Here is a 22,155-nt window from a genome sequence, read left to right on the forward strand (position 1 = left end):
AAGACGATCCGCACCTGAACGTGGCCGATCCAGAAACTGGGCTCGCCGATGCTTCGGGCCAATGGAAGACAATAACCCGGCAGGAAATTCTATGTTTGTAAGAAGTGTAGCAACCGCAGCGGCCATTTTGCTGACCAGCGTCGGCGTAGCATCTGCACAGTCGCCCACGCGCATCCAGCAGTTCAATGCATGGGGTGCCTATTCGTACAAATCGGGCAACAGCACCGTCTGCTACGTTCTTTCCATTCCGACCGCCAAGGAACCGGCAAGCGTCGATCACGGCGATATCTTCTTCATCGTCTCGCAGCGTCCGGGCCAGAACATTTCCTATGAGCCGCAGGCCATGGTGGGTTATCCGCTGAAGCAGGGTTCCAAGGTCAATGTGACGATCGACAACAAGAACTTCGTCATGTTCACCAAGGACAAGGCCGCCTGGGTTGAAAACGCCGCTGAAGAACCGGCACTCGTCGCCGCCATGAAGGGCGGCAAGTCGATGACCGTCAAGGCAGTTTCCGGCCGCGGCACCGCGACCTCCTATTCCTATTCGCTGTCGGGTATTTCGGCGGCTCTCAAGCAGATCGAAAGCTGCAAGTAACCCTGACGCTTTATCGCATTCGACAATGGCCGGTCATTGACCGGCCATTTGCGTTTTTGCTTGTTTGATGCTAAAGGCGCGGCAACATTGACAGGCGGATGCGCGAAAAGTGCTCCGCCTTTGATTTTCTCGACATGCAGACGATTTTCCGCCTATCCAAAAGGCTGGTCGTGCGATGCATGGAATGGTGGGATAGCGTAATGTCCGTAATGCAAGCCCCTGCCGGCCTGGCAGTCAAAACCCCGCTGATCGCCAATAGCGATCTGATGTCCGGCAAGCCGTCGCTGATCGGCCTGACGCGTGAGGACATGGGCGAGGCACTGGCCGAGATCGGCGTGCCGCAGAAGCAGGTGAAGATGCGCGTCAGCCAGTTGTGGAACTGGCTTTATGTGCGCGGCGTCTCCGATTTCGACAATATGACTAATGTCGCCAAGGAGCTTCGCGAGAAGCTGAAGGCGGCCTTCACCATCGCCCGCCCGGAAATCGTCGAGGAGCAGATTTCCAATGACGGCACCCGCAAATGGCTGATGCGGTTCCCGCCGCGCGGTGCGGGACGTCCGGTCGAAATCGAGACGGTCTATATTCCCGAAGAGGGTCGCGGCACGCTGTGCATTTCGAGCCAGGTGGGCTGTTCGCTGACCTGTTCCTTCTGTCACACCGGCACCCAGCGCCTCGTGCGCAACCTGACGGCTGAGGAAATTCTCTCCCAGCTTCTGCTGGCCCGTGATCGGCTCGGCGATTTTCCCGATGGTTCGACACCGGTGGGCGCTTATGTGCCGAGTGAAGGCCGCAAGGTCTCCAACATCGTGATGATGGGCATGGGCGAGCCGCTCTATAATTTCGAGCATGTGAAGACCGCGCTTCTGATTGCCACCGATGGCGACGGCCTGTCGCTCTCCAAGCGCCGCGTCACGCTCTCCACCTCGGGCGTTGTGCCGGAAATCTTCCGCACCGGCGATGAGATCGGCGTCATGCTGGCGATTTCGCTGCATGCGGTGCGCGACGAGCTGCGCGACATGCTCGTGCCGATCAACAAGAAATATCCGCTGAAGGAGCTGATCGAGGCCTGCCGCAAATATCCGGGCCTTTCCAATGCCCGCCGCATCACCTTCGAATATGTGATGCTGAAGGATGTGAATGACAGTCTGGAAGACGCCAAGATGCTGGTGCAGCTTCTGAAGGGCGTTCCGGCCAAGATCAACCTCATTCCGTTCAACCCATGGCCGGGCACGAACTATCAGTGCTCGGACTGGGCGCAGATCGAGAAGTTCGCCGATTTCATCAATCAGGCGGGTTATGCTTCGCCGATCCGCACGCCGCGCGGCCGCGATATTCTCGCCGCCTGCGGCCAGCTGAAGTCGGAATCGGAGCGCATGCGCAAGACCGAAAGGCTGGCTTTCGAGGCGATGATGATCGCCAACCACGGCGCGGATGACTGAATAAGCCGCAATTGCCGCCTGAAAGCTTGTTTTGCAGCGGTCTCCGATTGATTTCGGGCTGTCTTGTTCCTAAGAAGACGAAAACAGGGAACCAACAGGAGGATATCCATGCGCGCATTCATTCTGGCTCTCGCTGCCGCGAGCGCCTTCGTTCTGCCGGCCAAGGCTGAAAACGTCACCGTCGCCGTCACCGCCATCGTCGAACATCCGGCGCTTGATGCCGCCCGTGATGGCGTCAAGGCGGCTCTTGCCGAGGCCGGTTACAAGGAAGGCGAGAACCTCAAGTTCCTTTATGAGTCCGCGCAGGGCAATCCCGGCACCGCCGCGCAGATCGCGCGCCAGTTCGTGGGCGATGCGCCCAACGTCATCGTGCCGATCTCGACGCCGTCTGCGCAGGCCGTCGTTGCCGCCACGCGCGACATTCCGGTCGTCTTCACGGCGGTTTCCGATCCGGTCGGCGCACAGCTCGTCAAGGACATGCAAAAGCCCGGCCGCAACGTGACCGGCCTTTCCGACATGCTGCCGGTTGGCGAACATCTGGCGCTCATCAAGGAAATCTCCCCGAACGCCAAGTCGATCGGTTTCATCTACAACTCGGCCGAGGCCAACTCCGTTTCGACGCTGGCCCTCTTGAAGGCCGAAGCCGGGAAGGCGGGTCTCAAGGTTGTTGAATCCGTCGCCACCAAGTCCGCAGAAGTGCAGGGCGCAACCCGCGCGCTGGTCGGCAAGGCCGATGTGATCTACGTTCCGACCGACAACACCATCGTTTCCGCTTTCGAAGCGGCTGCCGGCGTTGCATCCGAAGCCAAGATTCCGCTTTACGCCGCCGATACGGATTCCGTCGCCCGCGGTGCGGTTGCCGCCCTCGGTTTCAACTATTTCGACGTTGGCAAGCAGACCGGCGCCGTCGTCGTCCGTATCCTCAAGGGTGAAAAGCCGGGCGATATTCCGGCAACCGTTGCTGTCGGCACTGATCTGGTGATCAACAAGAAGGCCGCCGAAAAAGCTGGCGTTACCTTCCCGGAAAGCATCACCAAGCGCGCCACCAAGGTCATCGACTGAACCGAAACCAGACTGAATAACGGGCGGCGGCAAATTCGCCGCCCGTTTTACGTGGCACGAGACGGTGCCCGTCTCCGCCTGATGGCGGCAATAACAAGGACATTACCGTGAGCCAAATCGCCTTCTGGGGTGCCGTGGAGCTGGGACTGGTCTTCGCTTTCGTGGCGATCGGCGTTTATCTCGCTTTCCGGGTGCTTGATTTTCCTGACCTGACCGTGGACGGTTCGTTTCCGCTCGGCGCCGCCGTGGCTGCCGTGCTGATCATCGCCGGTCTAAATGCCTGGGTTGCGACGGCGATTGCGATGGTGGCCGGTGCCGCCGCCGGCATCGTGACCGCGACGCTCAACGTTCGTTTCAAGATCCTCAACCTGCTTGCCTCGATCCTGACGATGATCGCGCTGTTTTCCGTCAATCTGCGCGTAATGGGAAAGCCGAATGTCGCGCTGCTCAATCAGGATACGATGATCTCGCCGTTTTACGGCCTCGGCCTGTCGGAATATCTGGTGCGGCCGCTGTTCGTCGGCGCGCTGGTGCTGATCGCGGTCATCCTCGTCTGGCGTTTCCTTGAAAGCGATGCGGGCCTTGCCATGCGGGCGACGGGTGCCAATGCGCGGATGGCGCGGGCGCAGGGCGTGAAGACCGGCAACCAGATCTATCTAGGTATGGCGCTTTCGAATGCGCTGGTCGCTCTCGGTGGCGCGCTGTTTGCGCAGACCAACGGCTTTGCGGATGTGACCTCCGGTGTCGGCACCATTGTCGTCGGCCTTGCCGCCGTCATCATCGGCGAAACGCTGTTCGGCGCGCGCGGCATTCTGATCGCGCTGATCGGCTGCGTTTTCGGCTCCATCGCCTATCGTCTCGCCATCCAGCTTGCCCTGTCGAGCGATGTGCTGGGCCTCAAGGCGTCCGATCTCAATTTCGTAACGGCGGTATTGGTGGCAATCGCATTGATCCTGCCCCGACTGCGCCGCGGGGGAGCAACATCGTGATTTCCCTTTCCGATATCCAGGTTGTCTTCGGGCGCGGCACGCCGCTGCAGAAGCAGGCGCTCTCCAAGATCGACCTCACCATCGAGGATGGCTCCTTCGTCACCGTCATCGGCTCCAATGGCGCCGGCAAATCGACGCTGCTCGGCGTTCTGGCGGGCGATGTCCTGCCGACGGCGGGCAAGGTGATGATCGGCGGCGCCGATGTTACCCGCAAACCGACCGCCAGCCGGGCTGGGCGAGTGGCGCGCGTGTTTCAGGACCCGCTGGCGGGCAGCTGCGGCGCGCTCACCATTGAGGAAAATCTGGCGCTGGCAGCGTCGCGCGGCGAGCGTCGCGGCCTTCTGCCGGCGCTTGGGCGCGGCCGTCGGGATTTTTTCAAGGAGCGCATTGCCTCGCTCAATCTCGGGCTGGAAAATCGTCTGAAGGACCGCATGGACCTTCTGTCCGGCGGTCAGAGGCAGGCGGTCTCGCTTGTTATGGCGACGCTGTCCGGCTCGGACGTGCTGCTGCTCGATGAACATACGGCTGCTCTCGATCCCGGCATGGCCGAATTCGTGATGGAGCTGACCCGTAAGGTCGTGTCGGAGCGCAAGCTGACGACGCTGATGGTTACCCATTCCATGCGTCAGGCGCTGGATTATGGCACTCGCACGATCATGCTGCATGCCGGTGAGATCGTGCTCGACGTCTCCGGTGACAGCCGCAAGGATCTCGAGGTCGAGGACCTGATTGACATGTTCCGCAAGATACGCGGCCAGAAGCTCGATGACGATGAGTTGCTGATCGGTTGATTGTAAAAAAGGCGCCGCAAGGCGCCTTTTTTGTTTGCCGTCAGCGCGCCTGCGTGAAGAAAATCTTGACGGCGAAAAGCGAAAAGACGCCGGCGATCGTATAATCCAGTCCGCGCAGAATTTTCCGGTTGCGTTGCAGCCAGGCTGAAAGAACATCTGCGGCGATCACGATGCCGATGCCGATCGGCAGCGCGACGATGATCGACCAGATGCCGAGGAAGATCAGCTTGCCGGTTACATGCGGGTCGGATGCACTGACGAATTGCGGCAGGAAGGTCATGAAAAAGATGATGATCTTCGGGTTCAGCAGGTTCACCCAGATGCCGTTCAACAGCGCTGATTTCAGCGAGGACTGCGCTTTTTCGCCGGTGCTTTTCACCATCACGAAATCCGAGCCCTTGCGGATCGCCTGAATGGCGAGCCAGACGAGATACGCGGCCCCGCCGGTCTTCAGGATCATGAAAGCCGTCGGCGAAGCGACGATGAGGGCGGCGACGCCGAAGGCGACGAGCATCGTGTGCACGGTAATGCCGATATTGGTTCCCAGAAGCGTCATGAAACCCGCCGTTCGGCCCTCGCGCAGCGAGCGGCTGATCCAAAGCGTCATGTCAGGCCCCGGCGTCACCGCCAGAAGCAGAATGGCGATGGTGAAGGCGATCAATGTTGGCAGGCCTGGAACGAAATCCATCGTGGCACCCGTAAAATCTGGAGGTTGCCGTGCTTAACGCGATTTCGCGCTTCTGCCAATGTTTTTGACCGCCAATGCATCGGCGCGAAAAGCCGCCGCAACGGTTGCATCGCGGCGGCCTGGAACATTCAGTTTTTCAGGAAGCTGGTGAAGGCGGCGGAATATTCCGTGTGCCAGCGCGACAGCGGCGGGCGGTTCTGGACGATGTCATAGGCCGCCCAGAGAATGCGTTTTTCATCCGTCGGGCGGTCCACCTCGCCATCCGGGCAGAGAATGTAGAAATCGCCCCGGCCGATACTTTCGACCATGAAGTCGACGGTCTGTTCGCCGGTCCAAGCGCCTTCCGGCTTTTCCGTTCTGCCATGGGCGGTGAGACCGGTGAAAACGTAACCGGGGATCAGCAGATGGGCGGAAACCGAGCCGTTCGGAATATTGCGCAATTCGTGCTGAAGCGCTTCCGTGAAGGTTTTGACGCCGGACTTCGAGACGTTATAGGCGGGATCGCCGGGAGGTGTGGTGATGCCCTGTTTCGAGCCGGTATTGATGATGAGTGCCGGCTCGCCATGGGCGATCATGCCCTGGCCGAAAACGCGGCTGCCGTTCACGACGCCCATCAGATTGACGTTGATGATTTTTTCCCAATTGGCCTGTGGGCCGAAAATGGCGCTGCCGGGCTGAATGCCGGCATTGTTCATCAGAACGTGGACGCGTCCGAAACGCTGGATAACGGCGCGCTCCAGCGCCTCCAGTTCATCGAGTTTGGATATGTCGGTGGGGATGGCGACGATCTGCGCTTCGCCGTCCTTTGCGACGGCCAGAATATCCGCATGGGCTGCGGCAAGCCTGTCGCCGTCGAGATCGACGAGAACGACACTCATGCCGAAACCGGCGAATTTGCGGGCGGCGGCAAGTCCGATGCCGGATGCCGCACCGGTGATGACAGCGACATTATCTTCCTTGAATGCGGGGTGGATGGTCGTCATAGGTTTCTCCTTCGCGTCGTTTCGGCTGTTTCCAGCGATTTGCAACGTTGCCTGAACCTGAGAGGCTTCATTCACGGTCTTCAAGTCGATCGCGCCGCTTATGATAAAGCGCGAATTTTCATAATGCATGTGACAATTGCTTCGTTCCCATCGATGCGCCCGGTCATCTCCTGCTGTCGTACCCGCCCATCAATTGTTTTGTCGCTTATCTCACGGAAAAGCGCTTCACACATTTCGGGTTGCACTGTAAAAGTGCCGAAATCCCAAGGAAATGGCGGTGTCCCAATGCCGTCATCATGCAGATGGACATCACTATGGCACTTCCGAAAGACGTTAAGAAAGTCGTTCTCGCCTATTCCGGCGGTCTCGACACCTCGATCATCCTGAAATGGCTTCAGACGGAACTCGGCGCGGAGGTCGTGACCTTCACCGCCGATCTCGGCCAGGGCGAAGAACTTGAGCCGGCGCGCAAGAAGGCCGAGATGCTGGGCATCAAGGAAATCTTCATCGAGGACGTCCGCGAAGAGTTCGTGCGTGATTTCGTGTTCCCGATGTTCCGCGCCAACGCCGTTTATGAAGGCGTCTATCTGCTCGGCACCTCCATTGCCCGTCCGCTTATTTCCAAGCACCTGATCGAAATCGCCAAGAAGACCGGCGCCGACGCCATTGCCCATGGCGCCACCGGCAAGGGCAACGACCAGGTCCGTTTCGAGCTTTCGGCCTATGCGCTGAACCCGGATATCAAGATCATCGCTCCCTGGCGCGACTGGACGTTCAAAAGCCGTACTGACCTCTTGAACTTCGCCGAACAGCACCAGATTCCGGTTGCCAAGGACAAGAAGGGCGAGGCGCCTTTCTCGGTCGACGCCAACCTGCTGCACTCCTCTTCCGAGGGCAAGGTTCTCGAAGACCCGGCGCAGGAAGCACCGGAATATGTGCATATGCGCACCATTTCCCCGGAAGCCGCGCCCGACAAGGCAACCGTCATCAAGGTCGGTTTCCGCAAGGGCGATGCCTGCTCCATCAACGGCGTCGAAATGTCGCCCGCGACGCTTCTTGCCACGCTTAACAATTACGGCCGCGAAAACGGCATCGGCCGTCTCGATCTGGTTGAGAACCGTTTCGTCGGCATGAAGTCGCGCGGCGTATATGAAACGCCCGGCGGCACCATTCTGCTTGCCGCACACCGTGCCATCGAATCCATCACGCTCGACCGGGGTGCAGCGCATCTCAAGGACGAGCTGATGCCGCGTTACGCCGAGCTTATCTATTACGGCTTCTGGTTCTCGCCGGAGCGCGAAATGCTGCAGGCGCTGATCGACAAGAGCCAGGAACATGTAGAAGGCGAAGTGACGCTGAAGCTCTACAAGGGCAACGTCATGGTAACCGGCCGCGAGAGCGCCAAGTCGCTCTATTCCGACGCGCTGGTGACCTTCGAGGACGACCACGGCGCTTATGACCAGAAGGATGCGGCAGGCTTCATCAAGCTCAACGCGCTGCGTCTTCGCACGCTCGCAAAGCGCAATATCAGCAAGTAATTCTGCTGGAATGGAAATAATGAAACCCGCTGGCGGCGACGCCGGCGGGTTTTTTCATGTCTCTCGTCTGGAGACGATGCGGAAGCCGATATAGCTGGCGATTGCGGTGAATTCCATCACGGGGATGATGATGCCGAAGCCGGTCAACGGCGAACCGATAAGCGAGGCTGCGGCGCCGCCTGCAAAACCCGACCCCATCTGAATGAAGCCCATCATCGCCGATGCCGAGCCGGCAATATGTGGGAATGGTGCGAGGGCCGCCGTCACCATGGATGGCGTCAATAAGGCGATGCCGACCGTTGCGACCGCCACGGGTCCCATGATCGAAAGAAAGGATGGCGGTATCAGTAACACCGACAGCAGGATAAGGAGACCGCCTGTTCCCGAAAAACAGAGGCCGAGGACGACCGAACGGCGGTCACCCAGCCGCGGTGCGATATAACGCAGGGCGATGGAGCCGAAGAAATAAGCGCCGGTCTGCATCAGCATGCCAATGCCGAAGGCGGTGGGCGTCATGCCGACCTTGTTGATGAGGATGAAGGTCAGCATGGTCGCCTGCGCATAAAGCGCGCCGATGGAACCGCCGAGCACCAGTGCGGCCAGAAGAAAACGCGGCTCGGTGAGCAATGTCCCGTAGGCCGACAGGAGGCGACGCGGGCGGATCAGGTTCTTGTCCGGGCTCGTCGTCTCGCGCAGGAAGACCACGACGGAGAAGATGGCGATGGCCCCGAGGCCGGCCATCAGGAAAAATACCGATTGCCACCCGAAAGCCGCAAGCGAAAGCCCGCCGATGGTCGGGCCCATGGCGGGGCCAACGGCCAGCATGATGCCAATGAGGTTCATGATGCTGGAGGCTTCGGCGCCTGTGAATTGATCGCGCACGATGGCGCGCGCCACCGTCATGCCGACGGAGGCGCCAATGCCCTGAACAAGCCGGGCGAAGAGCAGCACTTCAATTGTTGGGGCGAAGATCGCCAGCAGTCCACCGCCCAGAAAGATGGAGAGGAAGACGAGGCTCGCCTTTCGCCGACCGAAGGCATCGGATGCCGGGCCGGCGAGCAGCTGGGCGATGGCGAAACCGGCGAAATAAAGCGAGAGGCTGAGTTTGACGGCGGATTCCGTGGTGGAGAAAACCCGCGTCAGTTCCGGCATGGCCGGTGTGTAGATCGCCATGGAAATCGGCGCCAGCGCCGTCAGCAACGCACCGAGTATGGCCGTGCGCTTTCTGGACATGATCGTTTTTGGCGACATTGCGATCAGCAGCTCTGGCCCGGCTGTTCCGGCTGGAGATTGTTGCGAAGGGTCTGCAGGAAGCTGCGGAAAAGCGCGACTTCTTCTTCGTTCAGGCCCTGCGTGGCGTGACGGACGAGTTCATCGATTTCCTGGCGCACGGCTTCCAGCATGTCGGTGGAGTTTTTTGTCAGCACGATGCGCTTGGAGCGCCTGTCCTGCGGGTCCTGCTGGCGTTCGATGAGATCGAGAGATTGCAGCTTGTCGAGATAGGCGCAGATCGTCATCGGCTCGATGCCGAGCCGGGCGGCGATATCCGACTGCTTGCTGCCATCAACGACGGCAACCGTCAGCAACGCGCGCGCTTCGCCGGGCGTCAGGCCCAGTCCGGCTTCAGAAATTCGGCGCTCAAACGCACTGTTCAGCAGGCGTGCGCCGCTGTTCAGTAAAAATGCCAACGAGTCTTTTTCGCGTTTAGTGCCCATGCTTCGCCTTTTCGTAAGTCAGCCTTACTAAAATCCGGGCGATAATCAATGGCGCATAAATCATATTGTTGAAAATCGAGTAAAGTATGTGTCAGTTCGATTGCGTTACGGTCGGCAACATAATCGATGATTGTTACGCCAAAGCAAAGAAGATCGGACACCCCGCGTTTTATTTCATCTGCCATGCCGGTCCATATCGTCGGTCAAGTCCCTTACATAGGTCACCTGCCATCGGTATCCGGCGTCTGTGCCGGCAGTTGGGGCAAAAGCAAAAATCAGGTCGCAGCCAATCTTCCTTGCACCAAAGTCCGGCATTGAATTGCCGGTGGAGGCGTGCCCATATGGGCTTAAACCGGAATCGTTCAAGGAAGATGAAATGCCATCCAAGACCGCGCTTTATCCCGCACTCGTTGACTGGAACGGCCACAATGGTCTGCCGAAATTCGATGCGGTCAGGGATGAGGATTTCGCTCCGGCCTTCGATGCCGCCCTTCTGTCCCACGAACAGGAAATCGATGCGATTGCCGGTAATGCTGAGGCCCCGAGCTTCGAAAACACCGTGACCGCGCTCGAAATCGCCGGAGACGATCTTTCGCGCATTTCGGCGCTGTTCTGGAACAGGGCAGGCGCCAATACCAATGGTGTGATCCAGGCGCTGGAGCGGGAGATCGCGCCGAAACTGTCGCGGCACTATTCGAAGATCGGCATGAACGAAGCGTTGTTCAAGCGCATCGATACATTGTGGGAAAAGCGCGGAACGCTTGGGCTGACGGGTGAGGAAAGCCGCGTTCTTGAGCGGCACTGGAAGGGTTTCGTGCGCTCCGGCGCCAAGCTGCCGAAGGACCGGCAGGAACGCTTGGCGGCGATCAATGAGGAGCTTGCGGGTCTCGGTGCGAAATTCGGGCAGAATGTGCTGGCTGATGAAAAGAACTGGAAGCTTCTGCTTTCCACGGAAGAGGAACTTGCCGGTATTCCCGGTTTCCTGCGCGACGCGATGGCGGGTGCGGCCCGTGAGCATGGCGAGGACGGCAAATTTGCCGTCACCCTTTCCCGTTCCATCATCGAGCCTTTCCTGACCTTTTCCGAACGCCGCGATCTGCGCGAGCAGGCCTTCAGGGCCTGGGTGGCGCGCGGCGAGAATGGCGGCGAGACCGACAATCGCGATATCGTCCACCGCACGCTCGAACTGCGCGAGGAAAAGTCAAAGCTTCTCGGTTACGCGAATTTCGCCGCCTACAAGCTTGATGACACGATGGCGAAGACGCCGGATGCCGTGAACGGCCTTTTAGGCCAGGTCTGGGAAAAGGCCGTGCGCCGTGCGGGCGAGGAAGAGGCCGAACTGGCCGCCATCATCGCTGAGGAGGGCAGGAATCACGAAGTGCTGCCCTGGGACTGGCGGCATTATGCCGAAAAGCTGCGGGCACGGAAATTCAGCTTCTCCGAGGCGGAGTTGAAGCCTTATCTCCAGCTCGAAAAGATCATCGAGGCCTGCTTCGATGTGGCCGGGCGGCTGTTCGGGATTCGAGCGGTCGAAGTCAAAGGCGTCGCCGCCTATCACCCGGATGTGCGGGTTTTCGAAATCCGCGATGAAAAGGGCGATCTGAAAGCCATGTTCCTCGGCGATTATTTCGCCCGCCCCTCCAAGCGCTCCGGCGCGTGGATGAGCTCTTTCCAGTCGCAGCACAAGCTGCCCTTGAAGAACGGCACGGTCGGAGAAATTCCGATCATCTACAATGTCTGCAATTTCGCCAAACCGGCTGAAGGCAAACCGGCGCTGCTTTCGCTCGACGATGCCCGCACGCTTTTTCACGAATTCGGCCACGCGCTGCATGGCATGTTGTCAAATGTCACTTACCCCTCCGTTTCCGGAACGGGCGTCTCGCGCGATTTCGTCGAATTGCCGTCGCAGCTTTACGAACATTGGCTGACGGTGCCGGAAATTCTGGAAAAATACGCCCTGCATTATGACACAGGCGCGCCGATGCCGAAGGCGCTGCTGGACAAGGTTCTGGCCGCGCAGACCTTCAATGCCGGTTTCAGCACGGTGGAATTCACCTCGTCGGCGATTGTCGACATGGCGTTCCACACGCGGGAAAACGTGAGCGATCCGATGGTTGTGCAGGGTGAGGTGCTCTCCACCCTGAACATGCCGAAGTCTATCGTCATGCGGCATGCGACCCCGCATTTCCAGCACGTTTTCTCCGGCGACGGATATTCGGCCGGCTATTATTCCTACATGTGGTCGGAAGTGCTGGACGCCGATGCCTTTTCGGCCTTCGAGGAAACGGGCAACCCCTTCGATGGCGAGATGGCGCGCAAGTTGAAAGACAATATCTATTCCGTCGGCGGTTCCATCGATCCGGAAGAGGCCTATCTTGCTTTTCGCGGCAAGATGCCAAGCCCGGACGCCATGCTTTTGAAGCGTGGTCTGGCATAAGGGTCCGGTATAAAAGACTGTCATATTTCTGAGCTAGAACCTGAGTGCAGGGGGCTTATGACAAGGCCCCCCCTTTCGCATTTGCAAAAAAAAGGTTATGAGCGCGCCAAACTAAATTGGCGTTTCTCATCAGTATAGCGCCCAACCTCAGAGATTTTGAACAATGGCACTTCGCAACATCGCGATCATCGCGCACGTTGACCATGGAAAAACGACGCTCGTGGACGAGCTCCTGAAGCAGTCCGGCTCGTTCCGCGACAACCAGCGTGTCGCCGAGCGCGTGATGGATAGCAACGATCTTGAAAAGGAACGTGGCATCACCATTCTCGCCAAGGCGACCTCGGTGGAGTGGAAGGGTGTCCGCATCAACATCGTCGACACCCCTGGCCACGCCGACTTCGGCGGTGAAGTCGAGCGTATCCTGTCGATGGTGGACGGTGCTATCGTTCTGGTCGATAGCTCGGAAGGCCCGATGCCGCAGACCAAGTTCGTGGTCAGCAAGGCGCTGAAGGTTGGTCTTCGCCCGATCGTCGCGATCAACAAGATCGACCGTCCGGATGGCCGCCATGAAGAAGTTATCAACGAAGTCTTCGACCTCTTCGCAAACCTCGACGCCACCGACGAGCAGCTCGACTTCCCGATCCTCTACGGTTCCGGCCGTGACGGCTGGATGAATGTCAACCCGGAAGGTCCGAAGGATCAGGGTCTTGCACCGCTGCTCGATCTGGTTCTTGAGCACGTTCCGGAGCCCAAGGTTGAAGAGGGCCCGTTCCGCATGATCGGCACGATCCTCGAAGCCAACAACTTCCTCGGCCGCATCATCACCGGCCGCATCGCGTCTGGTTCGATCAAGCCGAACCAGGCTGTGAAGGTGCTTGACCAGGACGGCAAGACAATTGAAACAGGCCGCATTTCCAAGATCCTCGCCTTCCGCGGTATCGAGCGCACGGCAATTGAGGAGGCCCATGCGGGTGACATCGTCGCCATCGCCGGTCTTTCCAAAGGCACCGTCGCCGACACCTTCTGTGATCCGTCGGTTACCGAGGCGATGCAGGCACAGCCGATTGACCCGCCGACCGTCACCATGTCGTTCATCGTCAACGACAGCCCGCTGGCTGGCACCGAAGGCGACAAGGTCACGAGCCGCGTTATCCGTGACCGCCTGTTCAAGGAAGCCGAAGGCAACGTTGCGCTGAAGATCGAAGAAGCCGAAGGCAAGGATTCGTTCTTCGTTTCCGGCCGTGGCGAATTGCAGCTGGCGGTTCTGATCGAAACCATGCGTCGCGAAGGCTTCGAGCTTGCCGTTTCGCGTCCGCGCGTCGTGATGCACAAGGATGAGAACGGCACCCTGCTGGAGCCGATCGAAGAAGTCGTGATCGACGTTGATGAAGAACATTCCGGCGTCGTCGTCCAGAAGATGTCCGAGCGCAAGGCTGAAATGGCCGAGCTTCGTCCTTCCGGCGGCAATCGCGTTCGTCTGAAGTTCTATGCGCCGACCCGTGGCCTGATCGGCTACCAGTCGGAGCTTTTGACCGACACGCGCGGTACGGCGATCATGAACCGTCTGTTCCACGACTATCAGCCCTTCAAGGGCCAGATTGCCGGTCGCGTGAACGGCGTTCTCTTGTCGAACGGTTCGGGTGAAGCTGTTGCTTATGCCATGTTCAACCTGGAAGATCGCGGCCCGATGATCATCGAGCCGGGTGAGAAGGTCTATGCCGGTATGATCATCGGTATTCACTCTCGCGATAACGATCTCGAAGTGAACGTGCTGAAGGGCAAGCAGCTGACCAACATCCGCGCTGCCGGCAAGGATGAAGCCGTGAAGCTGACGCCGCCGATCCGCATGACGCTCGATCGCGCGCTTTCCTGGATTCAGGACGATGAGCTGATGGAAGTGACGCCGAAGTCCATCCGTCTGCGCAAGATGTTCCTGGACGCCAACGATCGCAAGCGTTTTGAAAAGGCCAAGCTCGCTGTCTGATTGCGGCTTGTCGTTGCGAATTTGAAAGAACCCGGCCTCGAGCCGGGTTTTTTTATGCGTTCGTTTTTATGTGTGCATGAGTCGAAAGGCGCTTGTGTCAAAGGTTAAGGATGCGTTAATTTTTATCGGTCGTCCACATGAATAGGCTGTGGGTAAGCTCGCCGGCGTTAACCTTTATGACTGGTAAGTTTCCGTGGCCGGGGCCAGAATCGCGTTATGAAAACGTTATCCATCGATGTTCGCCGTGCTGAACCGCATGATGCGCGCGCCATCTCCGAGGCGCACCGTCTGTCGTGGCAACAGGCCTATGCCGGGCTTATCCCGCATCGGCCGTTGACGCAGATGCTTGAGCGTCGTGGAGAAGTCTGGTGGAAAAAGGCAACCAAAGGCTCCGCAACCATGCTGGTGGTGGAAGTGGCCGGTGTGGTCGCCGGATATGCGACGCTGGGCCTCAGCCGGGCACGCGGGCTGCCGCAGGACGGCGAGATATACGAACTTTATCTCCGGCCGGAATATCAGGGCATCGGGCTTGGCTCGCTGCTTTTTACGGAAGCGCGCAGACTGCTGACCTCGCTTGGCTGCAACGGAATCGTTGTCTGGTGCCTTGAAGACAGCGATGTGGCCAACCGCTTTTTCCGCTCTCACGGTGGCCGCGATATCGCCGAAGGCATGGAAGATTTCGACGGCAAGTCGCTTCGCAAGGTCGGTTTCGTCTGGAACTGACAAACAATGCCGGGTGATTTGGCCTTGGGTTCATTCTCGCGGCCGGCCATGCGCGATTGCGATAGCCTCAAATCTCGCATTCTGCCTTATCCGCCCAAAGCCATGTTGCAATGCGGCGACTTTCCCAGTATCGAAAACCAAATCCAACCCGTCGAATGAGGGAAGCGAATGCGTATCGATGCAATTTCCGTAGGCAAGAATCCGCCGGATGACGTGAATGTCATCGTTGAAGTGCCGGTCGGTGGACACCCGATCAAGTACGAGATGGACAAGGATGCCGGTGCGCTGATCGTCGATCGCTTCCTCTACACGCCGATGACCTATCCGGGTAACTATGGTTTCGTGCCGCACACCCTGTCCGACGATGGCGACCCGATCGACGTTCTCATCTGCAACACCCGTCCGCTGGTTCCGGGCTGCGTCATCAATGTCCGCCCCATCGGCGTGATGATCATGGAAGATGATGGCGGCAAGGACGAGAAGATCCTCGCCGTGCCGGTTCCGAAGCTGACGCGCCGTTACGACAAGGTCCACAACTACACCGACCTGCCGGAAATCACGCTGAAGCAGATCGAGCACTTCTTCGAGCACTACAAGGATCTGGAGCCCGGCAAGTGGGTGAAGATGGGCGGCTGGCAGGATGTCGACATCGCCAAGAAGCTGATCGTCGAAGCCATCGAGCGCTACAAGGCGCAGGGCTGATCTAAAGCATGTCTCCCAAAAGTGTGCAGCGGTTTTAGGACCAAGACATGCTTAAAAACTAAGATCGAAAGCGCGTCGCATGAATCAGATTAAACGCGATGCGCTTTAGTTTTCGAGCTTTTTGAATAGCTCTTCGAAATCCTCCGGGTCGGTGTCGATCCGGAGGATTTTTTTACGCGCTGTTTCGCCTGAAACGAAGCTGATGGAGGATTTCGGCAGGCCGAGTTTTTTCGCCAGCAAAATAATCAGGGCCTTGTTGGCCTTGCCGCCTTCCGGCACGGCGCTGACGCGGGCTTTGAGATGCGCGTTTGCCTCCGCATCCTTTTCCACGCCGTCGACGGCGTCCCGCCCGCCATTCGGTGTGAGGCGGACGGTCAGTCGGACATGGTCGCCATGCTTCTGCCAGCAGCCGCTCAAGCGACCATCGGGTAAAGCGTGTTCCACATGAAGGAGCGGATGAAGAAGATGATCAGGAGCACGATGATCGGCGAAATGTCGATGCCGCCGAGATTGGGCAGAATGCGGCGGATGGGGCGCAGAACCGGTTCCGTGACATTGAACAGAAAGCTGCCGATGGCGTTCACGAACTGGTTGCGGGAGTTGATGACGTTGAAGGCGTAAAGCCAGGAAAAAATAGCGCTGGCGATCAGCACCCACGTATAGAGGTTCAAGGCCAGATCGATGGTCTGAAACAGGGCAAGCATCAATATCTCCGTATCTTGGTTGCAAGACATTTAGACATTGAACCGTGAACCGGCAAGTGTTGCGCCGGATCGTAATGATCTTTGGTCTGATCGACCGGCGATCATCACAATCTGGTTCATGGCTTTGCAGCGGGATTTCAGACGAAAACCGCTCACACTTTTCGTCATGCCGTTGGTGAGGGCTGGCGATTCCTGTGATATCGCTCTATTGCAAAGCTCTCATATTGTCTCGCGAGCACCCAGCCAATGTCCCTCCCTTCCGCCGAAAACCGTTTCGGTGCATTCCGGCATAGTTCCTATCGCCGCTTTTTCAGCGCCCGGTTTTTTTCGGCCTTCGCCATCCAGATCGTCAGCGTCTCGGTCGGCTGGCAGATGTATGAGGTGACCGGCAACGCCTTTTATCTCGGCCTGATCGGTCTTTTCCAGTTTCTGCCGTCGCTGCTTCTGATCCTCGTCACCGGAACGGTCGCCGACCGGCACAATCGTCGGCGCATCATGGCCATATGCCTGCTGATTGCGGCGCTGTGCGCTGCCGCTCTTCTGGGGCTTACGCTGACGCACAGCTTTTCCCCCTGGCCGGTCTTCGCCATTCTTGTGGTCTTCGGCATAGAGCGCGCCTTTATGGGGCCGGCGGTCCAGTCACTGGCGCCCAATCTCGTGCCGGTAGAGGATTTGCCCAACGCCATCGCCTGGAATTCCTCTTCGTGGCAGATGGCGTCCATTCTCGGTCCCGTCGCTGGCGGCCTGCTTTATGGCCTCGGTGCTTCCGTCGCCTATAGTGTGGCATTCGTGCTCTTCATCGTATCGGCGACGCTTGCGGTGACGATCCGCAAGCCGGAACAACGCGGCCCGGCGAAAGCCATTAGTCTCGAAACCATGCTCGCCGGGTTCAAATTCATCGCGCAGGAAAAAATCGTTCTCGGTGCGATATCGCTCGATCTTTTCGCGGTGCTGCTGGGCGGCGCCGTTGCGCTGATGCCAATTTTTGCCAAGGAAGTGCTGACGCTCGGGCCATGGGGCCTCGGGCTTTTGCGCGCAGCACCCGGCATTGGGGCCATCACCGTTGCGGTCATTCTGGCCTTCAAGCCCATTCGTCACCACGCCGGTCTGCTGATGTTTACCGGCGTCGGCCTCTTCGGCATCTCAACTGTGGTCTTCGGGCTTTCGCAAACCCCGTGGCTGTCCATCGCCGCGCTGGTGATCATGGGCGCATCCGACATGGTGTCGGTTTATGTTCGCGAGACCTTGATTGCGCTGTGGACGCCGGATGAGGTGCGCGGGCGTGTGAATGCCGTGAACATGGTGTTCGTCGGCGCATCGAACGAGCTGGGTGAGTTCCGCGCCGGCACCATGGCGCATGTCGTCGGGGCCGTGCCGGCCGTTGTCATTGGCGGGGCGGGCACGCTTGCTGTGGCAATTATCTGGGCGCTCGGTTTCTCCAGGCTGCGCAAGATCGACAATCTGGACGCGCCGCACTGACGGACACGGGCCTCAGCGCTGCGCCTTCCCCTCAAAAACCAGATCGAGGAAATTGCCCAGCCATGCCCTGAGCGGCGTGTCGAACAGCATGCGGCCTTCCAGATGCTGGCTGCCCACCTGCGCATTGGGCATGCCGAAGCGCTGTGCGCCGCGCACCACCCAGCTATGCATCATGGCGCGGGTCAGCTCGGCGTGAAACTGCAGGCCCCAGGCGTTTTTTCCATAGCGGTAGGCCTGATTGGGATAGGTTTCGCCGGAGGCCAGAAGTTCGGCTCCGCGCGGCAGCTCGAACCCTTCCTTGTGGAAATGATAGACCATCTTCGGCCAATGCGGCATCAGAAGCCGCCCATGTTCGGTGGCATGAAGCGGATACCAGCCAATCTCCACCTTGCCCTCCCTGTCTGCCTCCACCTTGCCGCCGAGATGTTTGGACAGCATCTGCGCACCGAGACAGATGCCGAGAAAGGGTTTGTTTTCCTTCAGCGGCACCTTCAGCCAGTCGATTTCGGCTTTGACGTAGTCATGAGAATCGTTGGCGCTCATCGGGCCACCGAAGATGATGGCGCCAGCGTGTTTCTCCAGTGTTTGCGGCAGGTCATCGCCGAGTGCAGGGCGTCTTATATCCAGACGATAGCCTTTTTCCACCAGCATCTGGCCGACGCGGCCGGGCGTGGAACGTTCCTGATGCAGGATGATGAGCAGCGATGGTTGTTTTCTCTGTTGCCTGGAAGGGTCAAACAGCATCGTCTTCGTTTTCGCTTTCTTCAGCTGGCCCGGACCTCGTGGCGGCCTGCTGACGTTGCAGAACCCTGTCGCGCACGGATACACCAAGCAGGTCGGCGACTCGCCAGATCACATGGTCTTCCATTTCGCTTCGTTCGCCGTCAGCGTAAACAATATCCCATAATATGCCAATAAGCTCCACGCGCTGCTCTTCATCGAGATGGCGGCGTATATCGGTGGTGAAGCGGTAATAATCGACGGCTTCCTTGCCGGCCTCTTGGCCGGCGGCGAGAAGCGCATCCAGCTTTCCGGCATCGAGATGGTAATAATCCTGCAGGATTTCGCGCAGGCGGTCGCGCTCGCTTTTCGAGACGGTGCCATCCGCTTCCATGACCTGGAAACAGAGGGCGGCCACCGCCACCCTCAGATCGTCCGGGCTGAAATCATCCCCATGAGGGCCGACGAGGTTCTGAATAAACGACTGTATTTGCTGGAACATCGATATCCTGTTCGTCAGAAGAGTTTGAGCCGGGTCTTGGGTTCGGCTTCCGCACCGGGTTTCTTGACGCCCGGATCATCTGGCGCGCCGCCGAAAAACGGCACGGCTTCCGCCTTTTCATCCGTGACACCGGTTTCCACTGGCGCTTCGATTGTGACCGGCTTTTTCTCCTGCGGGACCGATACGGCCGGCTTGACCTCGATCGGTGCGGCCGGGGCCGGTTTCGGTTCGGCGGCCGTCTCCGGCGCGGCTTCGACAATGATCGTCTTCGCGGCCGGTTCGGCCCGTGCGGGCGCTGCGGCAATCGCGTTTTCGATTGTCAGGTCTTCAACGGGCGCTTCGAGCTGGCCGAAAGGCGCTTTCCATTCGAAAGCATCGAGACGGCCGGTGACCGGAGAGACCGGCAGCCATTTTTCCGAAACGATGCCGTCGGCCACCCAGGCGGGGTCGCGCGGCGCGCGCAGCGCCTGCGCCATCCAGTAGCGCACACGGCCCTGATCGCCGCTTTCGGCCTCCTCGATATCGGCCATCAGCAAGAAGATGCTCTCGCGCGGCTCGATCCTGGCGGCGGCCTCGGCCTTGGCCCGCGCCTTGGCGAATTCCTTGGCGTCGAGCGCCGCCTGCGCCACCGCGAACAGGGATTCGATGTTGTTGGGCTTCAGGCTTTCCAGCCGCTCGGCCCGTTTCAGCCGGTCGATGGCGGTATCGCCGCTGCGTGCCCGGATATAAAGTTCGGCGATCTGCGGGTGCGAATCGTTCTTCCAGACGGGTTCCAGAACCGCGGCTGCCTTGCGCAGATTGTCTTCCCGGAGATAGGATTTCGCCGCAATCAGCGCTGCCGGAACCAGGCTCCTGGCAAGCTTCAGAGCGTGCTTGGCATCCTCGCGCGCGCCAATCGGATCGCTTTCCAGCTTTTCGCCGGCCTTGGCAGTGAGAAGCACGGCTTTCAGACGTTCCGCCTCACCGCGTTCGATGACGCCGGCCGCCTTCTGCTGGTCAAGCAGGCGGATGGCATCGTCCCACTGTCCGTTGCGGCAACGGTTTTCCAGCGTCGCCTGCGCGGCCCAGGGCAGATAGGGGGCCTTTTCCGCTGCATCCTCGGCATATTGCTGGGCGGCTTCATAGGCGCCCTGACGGCGGGCCTCGATATAAAGGCCGCGAAGGCCAAGTTCGCGTGTCTCGGGATCGCGGGCCATGGCTTCGAATTTGCGCCGCGCCTCGTCATATTTGCCTTCAATCAGGTCAGCCTGCGCATCGAGCAGATGGATCAGCGGCTCCTGATCGGCGCTGAGCAACCCTTGAGTGCGGGCCGTCATCTTGCGGGCGAGGATGGCATTGCCGGCCCCGGCGGCGATGAGCCCGGTGGAGAGCGCCTGATAACCCCGGTCGCGCTTGCGGGCGCGGAAATAACGACGGGCGGCATTGGGCGAGGTCCAGATCGCATTGACGATCCACCAAACCAGCATGACGGCGGCGACCAGCGCCGCGATGATGGAGGCGGCGACCATCAGGCTCATTTCGATCAGCTGGCCCTGCCAGACGATGGAAAGGACGCCAGGCCTGTCGGCCAGCCAGGAGAAGCCGAAACCGAGAGCCAGAACGATAACGGCGAAAGTCAGAATTCTGGTCATGCCCTTACCCCTGCCTGCCGGTGCTGGTGATGGCGCGGTTCAATGTGCCGCCGACCAGATTTTCGACCTCGATGCGCGCATCCAGCGATTTCTTGTAGTCGGCGGATGCCGTCTTGGCGGCATCGGGAAGCCCGTTCCACTCAAGCGCCGCGCCCTGCAGATCGCCGTTGCGCAGCTTGTTTTCCATGCGCGCGATCTTGGCTTCGGGGGTTTCACCCTCGATATTTCCGACCGGGCGCACCTTCACCAGCGAAAAGGCGCTTTCGGTCAGGCGTTCCATGATGCCCTGATTGGGGTCAGGCTGGTTGATCGCGGAAAGCATCGCATTGGCGACGTCAGGAAATTTCTGCATCAGTTCCGAACGTGACGGCACACCGGTTGCGGCGAAGGATTGCAGCGATGCGATGGCCGGATCGTCGGGCGTTACCTTGGACAGCGTGTCGAGTTCCGTCAGGAACGGCCCACCGCGATCGATCGCGGCCTTCAGCGCGGCGGAAGCGATGGCGCGGGCGACTTCGATATCGTCGCGCGGCTCGTTGATCTTGGCTTCCGCATCCGCAAGGCGGCGTGTCAGTTCCGCCGTCGCCGATGCCTGCGCGGATCGCTCCGACTGGAGGGTGGATTCCAGCGCGGCGATTTTTTCCGACAGCCCATCCACCTGCGGGGCTTCACCCTTTGCGCCTTCGAGGGTTGCGATACGCTGTTCCAGCGCCGAGGTGTCGGCGGCCGGCGCATTGGCAAGCTGCTGCCGCAAGCTGTCCAGATCGGTTTTCAGTGCTGCGATTTCCTCGCTTCCCGCCCTGCCTGCATTGAAGGAGGGCAGGATGCCGGCATATTGCATGCTGCCGGCGGCGGCGAGCGCGACAAGGCCGCCGACGATACCTGCTGCGATCAGGCCGGAGGTCGCGGCCTGTTTGCGCTCCGCCTGCTGCGGTGTGGAGGGCTTCGCCGGTCCTGAGGAGGAGGTCGCCGTCGTTGGTTTTGCAGCGGTGGCGCTGCTAGATGCGCTGGAGGACGCTGTGGAGCCGAAGGCTGGCTTCGCAGCAGCTGCTGCAGCCGTGCTCGTGTCAGTCGTGCCCGTCGACGGTTTTGTATCGGCTTTAGGCGAAACGGGGGCTGGCGAGACGGGGTCTTTCTGCCTGTCTGCGGGCTGTTTGTCTGCGGCGCTCTCAGCCTTCGGTGCCGTGGCTACGGATTCCGCTTTGCCGACATTGGGTTCGGGCTCGATAGGGGTTTTCTTGGGCTGGTCCCAGATGGGGGCGGGGTTACCCGTTGCGGCTGCTTCGGGCTTTGTCTCCGAAGCACCCCGCTCTGCGGTGGCCTTAGGTGTTGTGTCACTGGGCTTTTCGTCCGTCTTGGCAGCGTCCACGTCGGCGGAAATTGCTTTCACGTCTTTGGCGTCCAGGTCGATCGTGACCGGTTCGGCTTTGGACTTGGAGTGGCGTGGCGGCTTTCCCGATACCATGACAACCT

22 protein-coding genes are annotated in these 22,155 nt (G+C 59.6%); 11 read left to right on the plus strand and 11 right to left on the minus strand.

Annotated elements, in window-relative coordinates; all coding sequences use genetic code 11:
* Nucleotides 1-91 precede the first annotated feature (91 nt).
* The 5 genes from F3H58_RS09965 (at nucleotide 92) to F3H58_RS09985 (ending at nucleotide 4,876) form a co-directional block, all read left to right on the plus strand.
* Nucleotides 92-595 (plus strand): invasion associated locus B family protein, encoded by a 504-nt coding sequence (locus F3H58_RS09965; RefSeq protein WP_003523183.1) that lies wholly within the window; start codon nucleotides 92-94, stop codon nucleotides 593-595.
* A gap of 266 nt (nucleotides 596-861) precedes the next feature.
* On the plus strand, nucleotides 862-2,034 hold the full coding sequence (rlmN, locus tag F3H58_RS09970) for a dual-specificity RNA methyltransferase RlmN (RefSeq protein WP_078052458.1): 1,173 nt from the start codon (nucleotides 862-864) through the stop codon (nucleotides 2,032-2,034).
* Between the two features lie 108 nt (nucleotides 2,035-2,142).
* Nucleotides 2,143-3,096 carry an ABC transporter substrate-binding protein gene (locus F3H58_RS09975; RefSeq protein WP_149742072.1) on the plus strand — a complete coding sequence of 318 codons (954 nt, stop codon included), beginning with the start codon at nucleotides 2,143-2,145 and terminating at the stop codon, nucleotides 3,094-3,096.
* Between the two features lie 107 nt (nucleotides 3,097-3,203).
* A complete protein-coding gene (locus F3H58_RS09980) occupies nucleotides 3,204-4,085 on the plus strand; it encodes an ABC transporter permease (protein WP_003505036.1) in 882 nt (293 codons plus the stop codon).
* Nucleotides 4,082-4,876 (plus strand): ABC transporter ATP-binding protein, encoded by a 795-nt coding sequence (locus F3H58_RS09985; protein WP_003523190.1) that lies wholly within the window; start codon nucleotides 4,082-4,084, stop codon nucleotides 4,874-4,876. The genes F3H58_RS09980 and F3H58_RS09985 overlap by 4 nt, the downstream gene beginning before the upstream one ends.
* A 40-nt stretch (nucleotides 4,877-4,916) precedes the next feature.
* Here the strand turns inward: F3H58_RS09985 and F3H58_RS09990 are convergent, their stop codons facing one another.
* The gene (locus F3H58_RS09990; RefSeq protein WP_003523192.1) at nucleotides 4,917-5,564 is read right to left on the minus strand and encodes a LysE family translocator; all 648 of its coding nucleotides are present in this window, start codon (nucleotides 5,562-5,564) and stop codon (nucleotides 4,917-4,919) included.
* 128 nt (nucleotides 5,565-5,692) lie between these two features.
* The gene (locus tag F3H58_RS09995; RefSeq protein WP_031234585.1) at nucleotides 5,693-6,547 is read right to left on the minus strand and encodes an SDR family NAD(P)-dependent oxidoreductase; all 855 of its coding nucleotides are present in this window, start codon (nucleotides 6,545-6,547) and stop codon (nucleotides 5,693-5,695) included.
* Nucleotides 6,548-6,861: 314 nt separating this feature from the next.
* Between F3H58_RS09995 and F3H58_RS10000 the strand changes: the two genes are divergently transcribed.
* On the plus strand, nucleotides 6,862-8,085 hold the full coding sequence (locus F3H58_RS10000) for an argininosuccinate synthase (RefSeq protein WP_003523477.1): 1,224 nt from the start codon (nucleotides 6,862-6,864) through the stop codon (nucleotides 8,083-8,085).
* A gap of 54 nt (nucleotides 8,086-8,139) precedes the next feature.
* On the opposite strand, the gene F3H58_RS10005 is transcribed toward F3H58_RS10000, so the two are convergent.
* The 3 genes from F3H58_RS10005 to F3H58_RS10015 are packed head-to-tail and all read right to left on the minus strand — an operon-like array spanning nucleotide 8,140 to nucleotide 9,985.
* Nucleotides 8,140-9,336 carry a multidrug effflux MFS transporter gene (locus F3H58_RS10005; RefSeq protein WP_188128854.1) on the minus strand — a complete coding sequence of 399 codons (1,197 nt, stop codon included), beginning with the start codon at nucleotides 9,334-9,336 and terminating at the stop codon, nucleotides 8,140-8,142.
* Between the two features lie 5 nt (nucleotides 9,337-9,341).
* Nucleotides 9,342-9,800 (minus strand): MarR family winged helix-turn-helix transcriptional regulator, encoded by a 459-nt coding sequence (locus tag F3H58_RS10010; RefSeq protein WP_020813564.1) that lies wholly within the window; start codon nucleotides 9,798-9,800, stop codon nucleotides 9,342-9,344.
* The gene (locus F3H58_RS10015; RefSeq protein WP_149742074.1) at nucleotides 9,758-9,985 is read right to left on the minus strand and encodes a hypothetical protein; all 228 of its coding nucleotides are present in this window, start codon (nucleotides 9,983-9,985) and stop codon (nucleotides 9,758-9,760) included. The genes F3H58_RS10010 and F3H58_RS10015 overlap by 43 nt, the downstream gene beginning before the upstream one ends.
* A 191-nt stretch (nucleotides 9,986-10,176) precedes the next feature.
* Here F3H58_RS10015 and F3H58_RS10020 point away from each other — a divergent pair, with 191 nt between their 5' ends.
* The 4 genes from F3H58_RS10020 to ppa all read left to right on the plus strand — a co-directional run bounded on the left by F3H58_RS10020 (nucleotide 10,177) and on the right by ppa (nucleotide 15,646).
* Nucleotides 10,177-12,237: a M3 family metallopeptidase gene (locus tag F3H58_RS10020; protein ID WP_149742075.1), complete on the plus strand. Its 2,061-nt coding sequence runs from the start codon at nucleotides 10,177-10,179 to the stop codon at nucleotides 12,235-12,237.
* Between the two features lie 163 nt (nucleotides 12,238-12,400).
* The gene (gene typA, locus F3H58_RS10025; RefSeq protein WP_149742076.1) at nucleotides 12,401-14,221 is read left to right on the plus strand and encodes a translational GTPase TypA; all 1,821 of its coding nucleotides are present in this window, start codon (nucleotides 12,401-12,403) and stop codon (nucleotides 14,219-14,221) included.
* A gap of 216 nt (nucleotides 14,222-14,437) precedes the next feature.
* Nucleotides 14,438-14,944, plus strand: coding sequence for a GNAT family N-acetyltransferase (locus tag F3H58_RS10030; RefSeq protein WP_003523484.1), 507 nt, complete (start codon nucleotides 14,438-14,440; stop codon nucleotides 14,942-14,944).
* 168 nt (nucleotides 14,945-15,112) lie between these two features.
* A complete protein-coding gene (gene ppa / locus F3H58_RS10035; RefSeq protein WP_149742077.1) occupies nucleotides 15,113-15,646 on the plus strand; it encodes an inorganic diphosphatase in 534 nt (177 codons plus the stop codon).
* 105 nt (nucleotides 15,647-15,751) lie between these two features.
* Here ppa and F3H58_RS27190 read toward each other — a convergent pair whose 3' ends face one another.
* Entirely contained in the window at nucleotides 15,752-16,063 is a 312-nt protein-coding gene (locus F3H58_RS27190) for a DUF167 domain-containing protein (RefSeq protein ID WP_188128855.1), read from the minus strand.
* Nucleotides 16,060-16,350: a YggT family protein gene (locus F3H58_RS27195; RefSeq protein ID WP_003523487.1), complete on the minus strand. Its 291-nt coding sequence runs from the start codon at nucleotides 16,348-16,350 to the stop codon at nucleotides 16,060-16,062. Before F3H58_RS27195 ends, F3H58_RS27190 begins: the two co-directional genes overlap by 4 nt.
* Nucleotides 16,351-16,596: 246 nt before the next feature.
* Between F3H58_RS27195 and F3H58_RS10045 the strand changes: the two genes are divergently transcribed.
* Entirely contained in the window at nucleotides 16,597-17,829 is a 1,233-nt protein-coding gene (locus F3H58_RS10045) for an MFS transporter (protein WP_149742079.1), read from the plus strand.
* Between the two features lie 12 nt (nucleotides 17,830-17,841).
* Here the strand turns inward: F3H58_RS10045 and F3H58_RS10050 are convergent, their stop codons facing one another.
* The 4 genes from F3H58_RS10050 to F3H58_RS10065 are packed head-to-tail and all read right to left on the minus strand — an operon-like array spanning nucleotide 17,842 to nucleotide 22,147.
* Complete coding sequence (locus F3H58_RS10050) at nucleotides 17,842-18,573, minus strand: glutamine amidotransferase (protein ID WP_149742080.1); 732 nt, start codon at nucleotides 18,571-18,573, stop codon at nucleotides 17,842-17,844.
* Nucleotides 18,563-19,051, minus strand: coding sequence for a tellurite resistance TerB family protein (locus F3H58_RS10055; protein WP_078052365.1), 489 nt, complete (start codon nucleotides 19,049-19,051; stop codon nucleotides 18,563-18,565). The genes F3H58_RS10050 and F3H58_RS10055 overlap by 11 nt, the downstream gene beginning before the upstream one ends.
* Before the next feature lie 14 nt (nucleotides 19,052-19,065).
* Nucleotides 19,066-20,682 (minus strand): heme biosynthesis protein HemY, encoded by a 1,617-nt coding sequence (locus F3H58_RS10060; RefSeq protein WP_149742081.1) that lies wholly within the window; start codon nucleotides 20,680-20,682, stop codon nucleotides 19,066-19,068.
* Nucleotides 20,683-20,686: 4 nt separating this feature from the next.
* Nucleotides 20,687-22,147, minus strand: a complete 1,461-nt coding sequence (locus F3H58_RS10065; RefSeq protein ID WP_149742082.1) for a COG4223 family protein — start codon at nucleotides 22,145-22,147, stop codon at nucleotides 20,687-20,689.
* Between the last annotated feature and the right edge of the window lie 8 nt (nucleotides 22,148-22,155).

Origin of the sequence: Rhizobium sp. NFACC06-2 (assembly GCF_900101425.1) — a bacterium.
GTDB lineage: Bacteria > Pseudomonadota > Alphaproteobacteria > Rhizobiales > Rhizobiaceae > Agrobacterium > Agrobacterium leguminum.

Bases quoted from the DNA above. Each gene is read 5' to 3' on its own strand.
- F3H58_RS09965 (WP_003523183.1), top strand. From the start codon at position 92: ATGTTTGTAAGAAGTGTAGCAACCGCAGCGGCCATTTTGCTGACCAGC.
- rlmN (WP_078052458.1), top strand. From the start codon at position 862: ATGTCCGGCAAGCCGTCGCTGATCGGCCTGACGCGTGAGGACATGGGC.
- F3H58_RS09975 (WP_149742072.1), top strand. From the start codon at position 2,143: ATGCGCGCATTCATTCTGGCTCTCGCTGCCGCGAGCGCCTTCGTTCTG.
- F3H58_RS09990 (WP_003523192.1), bottom strand. From the start codon at position 5,564: ATGGATTTCGTTCCAGGCCTGCCAACATTGATCGCCTTCACCATCGCC.
- F3H58_RS09995 (WP_031234585.1), bottom strand. From the start codon at position 6,547: ATGACGACCATCCACCCCGCATTCAAGGAAGATAATGTCGCTGTCATC.
- F3H58_RS10000 (WP_003523477.1), top strand. From the start codon at position 6,862: ATGGCACTTCCGAAAGACGTTAAGAAAGTCGTTCTCGCCTATTCCGGC.
- F3H58_RS10005 (WP_188128854.1), bottom strand. From the start codon at position 9,336: ATGTCGCCAAAAACGATCATGTCCAGAAAGCGCACGGCCATACTCGGT.
- F3H58_RS10010 (WP_020813564.1), bottom strand. From the start codon at position 9,800: ATGGGCACTAAACGCGAAAAAGACTCGTTGGCATTTTTACTGAACAGC.
- F3H58_RS10015 (WP_149742074.1), bottom strand. From the start codon at position 9,985: ATGGCAGATGAAATAAAACGCGGGGTGTCCGATCTTCTTTGCTTTGGC.
- F3H58_RS10020 (WP_149742075.1), top strand. From the start codon at position 10,177: ATGCCATCCAAGACCGCGCTTTATCCCGCACTCGTTGACTGGAACGGC.
- typA (WP_149742076.1), top strand. From the start codon at position 12,401: ATGGCACTTCGCAACATCGCGATCATCGCGCACGTTGACCATGGAAAA.
- F3H58_RS10030 (WP_003523484.1), top strand. From the start codon at position 14,438: ATGAAAACGTTATCCATCGATGTTCGCCGTGCTGAACCGCATGATGCG.
- ppa (WP_149742077.1), top strand. From the start codon at position 15,113: ATGCGTATCGATGCAATTTCCGTAGGCAAGAATCCGCCGGATGACGTG.
- F3H58_RS27195 (WP_003523487.1), bottom strand. From the start codon at position 16,350: ATGCTTGCCCTGTTTCAGACCATCGATCTGGCCTTGAACCTCTATACG.
- F3H58_RS10045 (WP_149742079.1), top strand. From the start codon at position 16,597: ATGTCCCTCCCTTCCGCCGAAAACCGTTTCGGTGCATTCCGGCATAGT.
- F3H58_RS10050 (WP_149742080.1), bottom strand. From the start codon at position 18,573: ATGCTGTTTGACCCTTCCAGGCAACAGAGAAAACAACCATCGCTGCTC.
- F3H58_RS10055 (WP_078052365.1), bottom strand. From the start codon at position 19,051: ATGTTCCAGCAAATACAGTCGTTTATTCAGAACCTCGTCGGCCCTCAT.
- F3H58_RS10060 (WP_149742081.1), bottom strand. From the start codon at position 20,682: ATGACCAGAATTCTGACTTTCGCCGTTATCGTTCTGGCTCTCGGTTTC.
- F3H58_RS10065 (WP_149742082.1), bottom strand. From the start codon at position 22,147: ATGGTATCGGGAAAGCCGCCACGCCACTCCAAGTCCAAAGCCGAACCG.